This is a genomic window from Polaromonas sp. P3_C2, assembly GCF_056402675.1.
Genome location: NZ_JBFUGX010000132.1, coordinates 1 through 8079 on the forward strand (window position 1 = coordinate 1; position 8079 = coordinate 8079).

Annotated in this window: 10 protein-coding genes and 1 pseudogene; 5 read left to right on the top strand and 6 right to left on the bottom strand. The window is 63.4% G+C overall.

Annotation, left to right across the window (positions count from 1 at the left end; all coding sequences use genetic code 11):
* The 3 genes and pseudogenes from AC1DWI_RS07825 to AC1DWI_RS07835 all read left to right on the top strand — a co-directional run.
* Positions 1 to 181, top strand: a pseudogene (locus AC1DWI_RS07825) (septum site-determining protein MinD); the annotation flags it as partial.
* Positions 182 to 185: 4 nt separating this feature from the next.
* A complete protein-coding gene (gene minE / locus AC1DWI_RS07830) occupies positions 186 to 482 on the top strand; it encodes a cell division topological specificity factor MinE (RefSeq protein ID WP_477670417.1) in 297 nt (98 codons plus the stop codon).
* Positions 483 to 565: 83 nt separating this feature from the next.
* Positions 566 to 2272, top strand: a complete 1707-nt coding sequence (locus AC1DWI_RS07835; RefSeq protein ID WP_477724631.1) for an ABC1 kinase family protein — start codon at positions 566 to 568, stop codon at positions 2270 to 2272.
* Between the two features lie 22 nt (positions 2273 to 2294).
* On the opposite strand, the gene AC1DWI_RS07840 is transcribed toward AC1DWI_RS07835, so the two are convergent.
* Entirely contained in the window at positions 2295 to 3131 is an 837-nt protein-coding gene (locus tag AC1DWI_RS07840) for an inositol oxygenase family protein (protein ID WP_477670419.1), read from the bottom strand.
* Positions 3132 to 3245: 114 nt separating this feature from the next.
* Here AC1DWI_RS07840 and AC1DWI_RS07845 point away from each other — a divergent pair, with 114 nt between their 5' ends.
* Together AC1DWI_RS07845 and AC1DWI_RS07850 are read left to right on the top strand one after the other, a co-directional pair.
* Positions 3246 to 4070: an alpha/beta fold hydrolase gene (locus AC1DWI_RS07845; RefSeq protein WP_477670420.1), complete on the top strand. Its 825-nt coding sequence runs from the start codon at positions 3246 to 3248 to the stop codon at positions 4068 to 4070.
* A gap of 128 nt (positions 4071 to 4198) precedes the next feature.
* Positions 4199 to 5038 carry an alpha/beta hydrolase gene (locus AC1DWI_RS07850; protein ID WP_477670421.1) on the top strand — a complete coding sequence of 280 codons (840 nt, stop codon included), beginning with the start codon at positions 4199 to 4201 and terminating at the stop codon, positions 5036 to 5038.
* A gap of 25 nt (positions 5039 to 5063) precedes the next feature.
* On the opposite strand, the gene AC1DWI_RS07855 is transcribed toward AC1DWI_RS07850, so the two are convergent.
* From AC1DWI_RS07855 to AC1DWI_RS07875, 5 genes are all read right to left on the bottom strand, one after another.
* Positions 5064 to 5279, bottom strand: a complete 216-nt coding sequence (locus AC1DWI_RS07855; RefSeq protein ID WP_477648569.1) for a hypothetical protein — start codon at positions 5277 to 5279, stop codon at positions 5064 to 5066.
* Positions 5280 to 5517: 238 nt separating this feature from the next.
* Positions 5518 to 6327: an alpha/beta fold hydrolase gene (locus AC1DWI_RS07860; protein ID WP_477724632.1), complete on the bottom strand. Its 810-nt coding sequence runs from the start codon at positions 6325 to 6327 to the stop codon at positions 5518 to 5520.
* A gap of 1 nt (position 6328) precedes the next feature.
* Positions 6329 to 6601: a hypothetical protein gene (locus tag AC1DWI_RS07865; RefSeq protein ID WP_477724634.1), complete on the bottom strand. Its 273-nt coding sequence runs from the start codon at positions 6599 to 6601 to the stop codon at positions 6329 to 6331.
* Between the two features lie 231 nt (positions 6602 to 6832).
* On the bottom strand, positions 6833 to 7246 hold the full coding sequence (locus tag AC1DWI_RS07870) for a VOC family protein (RefSeq protein WP_477670423.1): 414 nt from the start codon (positions 7244 to 7246) through the stop codon (positions 6833 to 6835).
* A gap of 632 nt (positions 7247 to 7878) precedes the next feature.
* A partial coding sequence (locus AC1DWI_RS07875) for a hypothetical protein (protein ID WP_477724633.1) occupies positions 7879 to 8079 on the bottom strand: 201 nt, incomplete at its 5' end.

The window sequence follows — 8079 nt, forward strand, 5'->3', positions numbered from 1 at the left end:
ATCCGAGTCCGTGCTGCAAGCCTCCAACCAGGGTGTGCCGGCCGTGCACATGAACGGCAGCGATGTGTCGGAAGCCTACAAGGACGTGGTCGATCGTTTCCTCGGCGACAAGGACAAGCCCATGCGTTTCATCGACGCGCAAAAACCCGGCCTCTTCAAGCGCTGGTTCGGGGGGAAATAAAACGATGGCGTCCTTCCTGTCCTTTTTTCTCGGCGAAAAGAAAAAAACTGCCAACGTCGCCAAGGAGCGGCTGCAGATCATCCTGGCGCACGAACGCACAGGGCGCGGCCATGAGCCCGACTACCTGCCCGCGCTGCAGCGCGACCTCATCGCCGTGATCGCCAAGTACATCCGCATCGACCCGCACGACATCAAGCTGCACCTGGAGCGCCAGGACAACCTGGACGTGCTGGAAGTGAAGATCGAGCTGCCCGACAAGAAGGAAAAATCCGGCGCCTCAGCCGCCGCAGCCCGCAAATAGAGCACGCCAGAAAACCCGCCGCGCCTGCCCTGCAATTGACAAAAGGCAAGCCCGCCAACACAACTCAGGGCTATCATCATTCGATGTTGATCGGGACCTTCGGCGCTGCGCGTGACATGACGCGCCTGGCAGAAATCGCCGGCGTGCTGGTTCGCCACGGCTTTGGCGACAGCGTGCGCCGCCTCGGCCTGGCCGACAGGCTTGAACGCGCGGGCCATGCGCTGCATTGGGACGGCGTGGCCGACCTCGCCCGCATCAGCCCCGCCGAGCAGGTGCGTCTGGCCATGGAAGAGCTGGGCCCCACCTTTGTCAAGCTCGGGCAAGTACTCGCCGGGCGCGCGGATCTCTTCGGCCCCGAATGGATCACCGAGTTCGAAAAACTCCACAGCCACGTGCCGCCCGTGCCGCTGGCCCTCCTGCTGCCGCAGCTGCGCGAAGACCTGGGCGGCGAGCCCGAAACCGTCTTCGCCCGCTTTGACGCCACGCCGCTGGCGGCCGCCTCCATAGCGCAGGTGCATCGCGCGCAGCTGCACGACGGCACAGAAGTCATCGTCAAGATCCGCCGCCCCGGCATCACCGAAGTCATCGAMGCCGACCTGCGCCTGATGGAGCGTCTGGCCTCCATGGCCGAGGCAGAGCTGCCCGCACTCAAACCCTACCGCCCGCGCCAGCTGGTGCGCGAGCTCGCCAAGTCGCTGCACCGTGAGCTCGACCTGGCCGCCGAATGCCGCCATGCCGAGCGCATCGCCGTCAACATGGCGCCGCTGCCCTATGTCGTGATCCCGCGCGTGCACTGGGCCCACACCGGCCCGCGCGTCAATGTGCAAGACCTGGTCGAAGGCGTGCCCGGCAGCGCACTGGAGCAGCTCACGCCCGAGGCCGGTTTTGACCGCGGCGAACTGGCCCGCCGCGGCGCCCGCGCCGTGCTGAAAATGATTGTGGAAGACGGCCTCTTTCACGCCGACCCGCATCCCGGCAATGTGTTTTACCTGCCCGGCAACGGCATCGCCTTTATTGATTTCGGCATGGTCGGGCACTTGACCGCGCGGCGGCGGGAAGAGCTGCTGCAGCTGCTGCTGGGCCTGGTCGAGCGCCAGCCGCAAGCCGTGGCCGACGTGCTGCTCGACTGGACCGGCGACGAGCATGGCGTCAACCTGTCGCAGCTTGAGTCCGAAATCGAAACCTTCGTCGACCAGTACCACGGCACGCCGCTGGCCCAGCTCAGCCTGGGGCAAATGCTGTCCGATGTCACCGCCATCCTGCGCGAGCACCACTTGGGCCTGCCGCCTGACCTGGCGCTGCTGATCAAGGCCTTCATCTCGCTCGAAGGGATGGGCCGCGGGCTGGACCCGGGCTTTCACATGGCCACTGAAGCCACGCCACTGCTGCGGCAAGTGGTGCGCGCCCGCTACCAGCCCAAGGCCCTGGCCACCCGGAGCTGGCAAACCTTCAGCCGCGCGCTGGCCCTGGCCGGGCAGCTGCCGCATGATCTGTCGCGCCTGCTGCGCAACGCGCGCCGCGGCCGCGTGCACGTGGGCATAGAGCTGGCCCACCTCAAGCGCGTGGGCGACCAGTTGGACCGCGCCGCCAACCGGCTGGCTATGGCGCTGGTGATCGCCGCGCTCATCATCGGCTCGTCCATCGTCATGACGGTGAAGGGCGGGCCCACGCTGTTTGGCCTGCCGGCCTTCGGCTTTCTGGGTTTTACGGGCGCCATGGCCGGCGGCATATGGCTGGTGCGCGCTATCTGGCGCAGCAGCCGCAGCAGCAACGGCGTTGAAGAGGACTGAGGGCCCGGGCTGAAACTACAAACTACAGCTTGAGCTGCGCCGGCAAATACTTCGCCATCAAGTCGTCGTAATACGGCTTGAGTTCGGCCAGTACCGGCGGCCTGTCGTTCTTGGAATAGAGATCGTAGGGGTTGAACTTCTGCACCCATTCCAGGTGCGCCGCGTCCTGCGCGTCCGTCAGGTGGCCGTACTGGCCCTCACGGTGCCAGGCGTAGAAGGAGTGGTAGCGAATCATGTACAGCGCCGGCATCGGCAAATGCGACTTCAGCAGCTGGTACAGGTATTCGTCATGGCCCCAGGACATGTGCACCGCGTCCAGCCCGCAGCCGGGTGCATACACGCCGTACTCGCTGTTGTAACGCGCGTCACGGCTGTCGGGGTTCAGGTCAAAGTATTCGGGGTAAACGATGCGGTCTGAAAACCTGCAACCCACCGGGAAGGTGTCGCCCACCACGGCCCACTGCGGCTCGCCGAACAGGCACAGCACCTTGCCCAGGTCGTGGATGAAACCCGTCAGCACAAACCAGTCGGGGTGGCCGTCGGCGCGAATAGCCTCGGCGGTTTGCAGCAGGTGGCTGATTTGCGGCAGCTCGATGTCCGGGTCCGACTCATCGACCAGCGTGTTGAGGAATTCCAGCGCGGCCCAGGGCGTCATCTCGCGCTGCGAAAACGCCAGCCACTCGGCTTTCTTGCGCTGCACAAAATCGTAGGTCTGGTTCTGGTGGTTGTTGCGGTAGAAGGTGCGTACACGGTCCAGGCCGGGCTGCGCGTAATCGCGGTAAGCCGCGCGGTCAGGCTCACTGGCCAGCAAGGGGGTTGCCGGGGCGTTGGGGGTGGTTTGCGGCATGACGGCGTTCATCGTGCCATTGTAGGAAGCCCGGCCCCTGCGTGCAAACCCGGCTGTCGCGGCGGTTTGCCGGGGTTATATTGGGCCCGACCTCGATCCCCCATCAGCCACCGCCCGAAAGGCTTTATGCGCCGCAGACATTTCCAGCACTTTGTTGCCACGGGCCTTCTTTTCGCGTCTGCCCTGCTGGCCGGCGCCGTCCACGCGCAAGACGGCAACCCCAAAATCGGCGTGCTGATGCTGCACGGCAAAAACCCCGGCAGCAACAACGACCCCAACATGAGCCGCATCAAGCCCGTGCTGGAAGGCGCAGGCATGCTGGTGCTGTTTCCCGACATGCCCTGGTCGCGCGGCCGCTATATCGACGGCAACTGGGACAAGGCCATGGCCGAAATGACCGGCCATGTCAAAACCCTGCGCAGCCAGGGCGCCACGAAAATCGTGATTGCAGGCCACAGCCTGGGCGTGCCCGCCGCCATGAGTTTTGCCGCGCGCGGCGGCGACGTGCAGGCACTGGTGCTGCTGGCGCCCGGCCATGTGCCGGCGCGCTACTACGCATCGCCGCAAAGCAAGGTCGTGCGCGAAAGCGTGGACGAAGCCCGCGCACTGGTTGCCGCAGGCAAGGGCGATTCGCGTGAACGCTTTTCCGACATCAACCAGGGCAAGCAGCTGAGCGTGACGGCCACCGCGAAAGACTACCTCAGCTATTTCGACCCCGAGTCCGATGCCGACATGGGCGTCACCGCCCCGCGCATCCCGGCCGGCACCCCCGTGCTGACAGTGGTGGGCGAAGACGACGGCATCAGCAAATACGCCCGTCCCTACTTTGCCGACAAGCTGCCCGCCAACCCCAAAAGCCAGTACCTCGAAGTCAAGGCCAACCACCTCACCACACCGGTCGTGGCCAGCGAGGCGATGGTGCAGTGGATCAAAGCCGCGACGGCGCCATGAAGCACCGGCGCGCCAGCAGCGTTCAACGCGCGCGCTATTGCTTTGATAGCTGCTCGCGCCCGTCCTGATTGGGTTGCAGCCCTATTTTCTTTAAACAAATCCCGAAACGTCCTCACAGGAACCCCACCATGACACCGCATTCCTCCGCACGGTACCTGTGGCTGCGCCACGCACTGCCCGCTCTCCTGCTGTTGTGCATGGTCGTGGCCGGGAACGTACTGGCGCAAAGTGCGCCGCGCGTGGTCGACATTCCCACCCGCCCGGGTGTGACCCAGCGCTTTGTCTACATCGCGCCCACCCCGAACGCCACCCCCAAAGCCTCCGTCATATTGATGGCCGGCGGCCACGGCGGGCTGCAAATCAACGACAGCGGCGGCTATGGCTGGGGCAACGGCAACTTCGTCGTGCGCACGCGCCAGCAGTTTGCCGACGCCGGTTTTGCGGTCGCGGTGATTGATGCGCCGTCAGACAAACAGTCGCCGCCGTTTCTGTCGGGCAACCGGCAAAAGCCCGAACACACCGCCGACGTGCTGGCCGTGATTGCGTGGCTGAAGCAGCAGTCGCCTGTGCCCGTGTGGCTGGTGGGCACCAGCCGCGGCACACAGTCGGCCGCCTACATCGCCACGGAGGCGGCGCCGGCGCAGGGCGGCCCCGACGGCATCGTGCTCACGTCCACCATCCTGACCGACCCCAACGGCCGCGCCGTGCCCAAAATGCCGATGGAGAAACTGACGATTCCGGTGCTGGTGGTGCACCACGAACAAGACGGCTGCAAGCTCTGCGCCTTCAGTGACATGCCGCAGCTGATGGAAAAACTGGCCAAGACGCCGAAGGCCGAGCTGCTGACCTTCACCGGCGGCCAAAGCCGGGGCGACCCCTGTGAGGCCATGGCGTACCACGGCTATAACGGGCTGGAGGCCGAAGTGGTCGGCAAGATCGGCCGCTGGATGGCCGCGGCCAAGCCCTAGGGCGTTACGACCGCTTGGGCCGCATTCAAGCCTGTTCGGGCTTGTCCAGCAGCTTGTCGTTCGGGCTGTTGCCCGCGGCCGTGTGGTTGAGCGACAAGCTCACGCCTGCCCGCTTCTGCACGGTGTCTACCGCATCCGGGTCCGGCGCCACGCTCCAGGCCATGGCGGTGGTCAGCACCACCAGCGAAGGAATGGCCCGCAAATAGCGCGGGTGAAACAGGAAGTCGGCGATCTTTTTCATGGCGGCCTTTCTCGGCGATGTCTGCAGGTGGTTGCCCCGCAGAAAAAAACAAGCGTTCATCCTGCGCCGCCAAACTTAGAGCCATGCGTCTGCCACGTTGCGGTTTGTAAGGAAATGCCTCAGCGGCAGGTAAAGATGCGAACAGCGCCGAAAGCACCAAGCGCTATGGTATTGATAGCTGCTCGCGCACGTTCTGCCAGGGCTGCAGCCACTTTTCGTGATGAAAATGGCCTTTATTTCATTCCAGAAACCGGTTCACGCACGCCATCACCCCTTCGGCCTGGTCCTTGTGCGCCTCATGGCCGGCAAACGGAATGTTCAGCAGCTTCGCGCCGGGCACCTGCTCCGCCAGCTCAAACACACTGGCACGCGACACCAGGTGGTCTTCATCGCCGCGAATCGCCAGCAAGGGGCAAYTGATCTGCTTGACGCAGTCGCCCGGGTAGCCGCTGGGGCCGTCGTCCAGCCACATCGGCACGACGGCATCAATCAGCGCCGCAAAGTCGGGCTGCGGGTTGACCGCGTTGTACAGCGCCACCGACTCGGGGAATTTTTTCGCCCAGCTTTGCGCCGTGACGCCGCCCAGCAGCTTGCGCACCGGGTCATCGGCCTTGAGCATTTTGTCGGTGCCAATGACAACCAGCTTGTCGATCAGTGACGCAGTCTGCGCGGCCATGCGCAACGCCGTGATGCCGCCGTCGCTGAAACCCACCACGCTGCAGCGCTCAACGCCCAGGTGCTGCAGCACAGCAGCAGCGTCAAGCGCCAGCCGCTGGTAGGTCACGCCCGCCGTGCCCAGGGTTGACTTGCCGTGGCCCCGGCTGTCGATGCCGATCACGCGGAAGCGCTTCTGCAGCAGCGGCAGGGCGCTGTTGAAGTCCTTCATCGTGCCCAGCCCACCGTGCAGAAACAGCAGCGGCGGGTCGGCGTCATCACCGTGAACCTCAAAGTAAATCTTCGCGCTGTCCAGCGTCAGGTGCTCGCCGCTCTGGTGATCAAACTGGCCGGCCTTCACCCCCGCCCCGCGGCTGAACGTGTCGGCAGCCACGTCAACGCCCCGTGCTGCCGCGGCGCGACTGCAGCTGGTTGCTGCCGCCCACATGCGACTCCCGGTCGCTGCGGCTGTTGGCCGTGCGCTGGCCCTCGTTCTTCTGCGTAGGTTTTTGCTCACCCATCTGGTTGAAGTYGTTTTCAACCTTGCCGCCGTGGCCCGATGCTTTGGGTGTGCCGTCTTGCTCCATCGCTCCGCCGGCCTGGTTGCGTGCGTCCTCGGTTGCGAGTTGCTTGTTCTGCTTGTTYTTTGCGTTCTGTTTGTTCGGCATGGTGTGTCTCCAGATAAAGGGGTTGAACAAGGGCCAGCGTGCAAACAAGGCAACACCAACCCGCGTAACAACCATTCTGAAAACCCCGAATGCCCGCCCATGTCAGACAGCGCCCCGTACCCAAGCGCGACAAGGCGAAGGGAAAGCAAGCCGGATTGCTATGAATTAAATAGCTGCTCGCGCACGTTCTGCTTGGCCCAACGGCCCATTTGACTTAAGACCAGCGTTACATCAACCCGCAGATGTATCCGAAAACTGCGCTTCAATCTTGTGCCCGTCCAGGTCCCGCACAAAGCAGCCGTAATACTGCGGCCCATACAAAGGCCGCGGGCCCGGCGCGCCATCACCCTGCCCACCCAGCTCCAGCGCCTTGGCATAAAACGCATCCACCTGCGCTTTGGAAACGGCGAGGAAACCAAAATGCGAGCCATTGCCCACATGCGCCTTCCCGCCATCGTGCGGCACACCCACCCAGAACTCCGGATACGCGCGCCCAAAAGCGACGGCACCAGGGTGCTCCATGATCACCTTGATCTCCATCGCACCCAGCACAGCGGTGTAGAACGCCTTGGCACGTGGAAAGTCGTTTGTGCCGATGGAGACGTGGGACATGATGCTTTCGGGGAGGGATGGGGTGTTGGGCATGGGCTTGTCCTCGTTGGTTGAAAAGGAAAAGCTTAGCCAGCCGTATGGCCCCTGGCAACGAAGACCCCAGTTCTGCAAAGCCTATTGGTGCGGTATCGTCAGTACAAACAAATGCGCGCAAGGAGGGTTTGATGGATCATGATTTTTTGAAAGGTGCTGACCGCGAGCGGCCCTTCACTCCGCCGCCTGAGCAACCCGTTCTCCGTTGGCTTGGCGCACTACTCACACTCCTGGCTCTCATTTACGCAGGCTACCGAACAACTGATTGGTGGAATCAACGCCCGCCGGTCACCGGAATCACGCCGGCGCCCACGCGCCCCAGCCAGGCCACAGGGCAACCACAAGGACAGCCTCTACCCAGCACAGCACCAGAACCAGGGAGTCGACTCGTCACCAAGTGCCTAGCCAACGGCAAAACCACATACAGCGACGGCGACTGTGCTGCAGGCGCAAAGACCAGCCGGGTCGTGACTAAGGAAAATCACAACCTGATGGATGCGGTCCGCCTACCGGAGACACCTCCAGCAGCAGAACCACCAGCTCAATCAACGGTGATAGCAGAGAGCAAACCCAACTACGACTATGCCGCGATGAAAGCGGAGTGCGCAGCATTGGACGAACGCATCAAACATCTAGACGCAATGGCTCGCCAGCCACTCGACGGTCAAACCCAGGATCGGATACGCGACGATCGGAAAAAGGCCCGCGATAGGCAGGCCCGGATCCCCTGTAGATAGACAACAACAAACAAAATAAAACCACTGGATGAATGTACAAGGGGACAAAAAGCGGACAAAATGTCCGAAATTATTCCCGCCGCATGACAACCACAC

Excerpts from the sequence above, each read along its gene's own strand:
- AC1DWI_RS07840 (WP_477670419.1), bottom strand. The coding sequence starts at position 3,131 with ATGAACGCCGTCATGCCGCAAACCACCCCCAACGCCCCGGCAACCCCC.
- AC1DWI_RS07845 (WP_477670420.1), top strand. The coding sequence starts at position 3,246 with ATGCGCCGCAGACATTTCCAGCACTTTGTTGCCACGGGCCTTCTTTTC.
- AC1DWI_RS07855 (WP_477648569.1), bottom strand. The coding sequence starts at position 5,279 with ATGAAAAAGATCGCCGACTTCCTGTTTCACCCGCGCTATTTGCGGGCC.
- AC1DWI_RS07870 (WP_477670423.1), bottom strand. The coding sequence starts at position 7,246 with ATGCCCAACACCCCATCCCTCCCCGAAAGCATCATGTCCCACGTCTCC.
- minE (WP_477670417.1), top strand. The coding sequence starts at position 186 with ATGGCGTCCTTCCTGTCCTTTTTTCTCGGCGAAAAGAAAAAAACTGCC.
- AC1DWI_RS07850 (WP_477670421.1), top strand. The coding sequence starts at position 4,199 with ATGACACCGCATTCCTCCGCACGGTACCTGTGGCTGCGCCACGCACTG.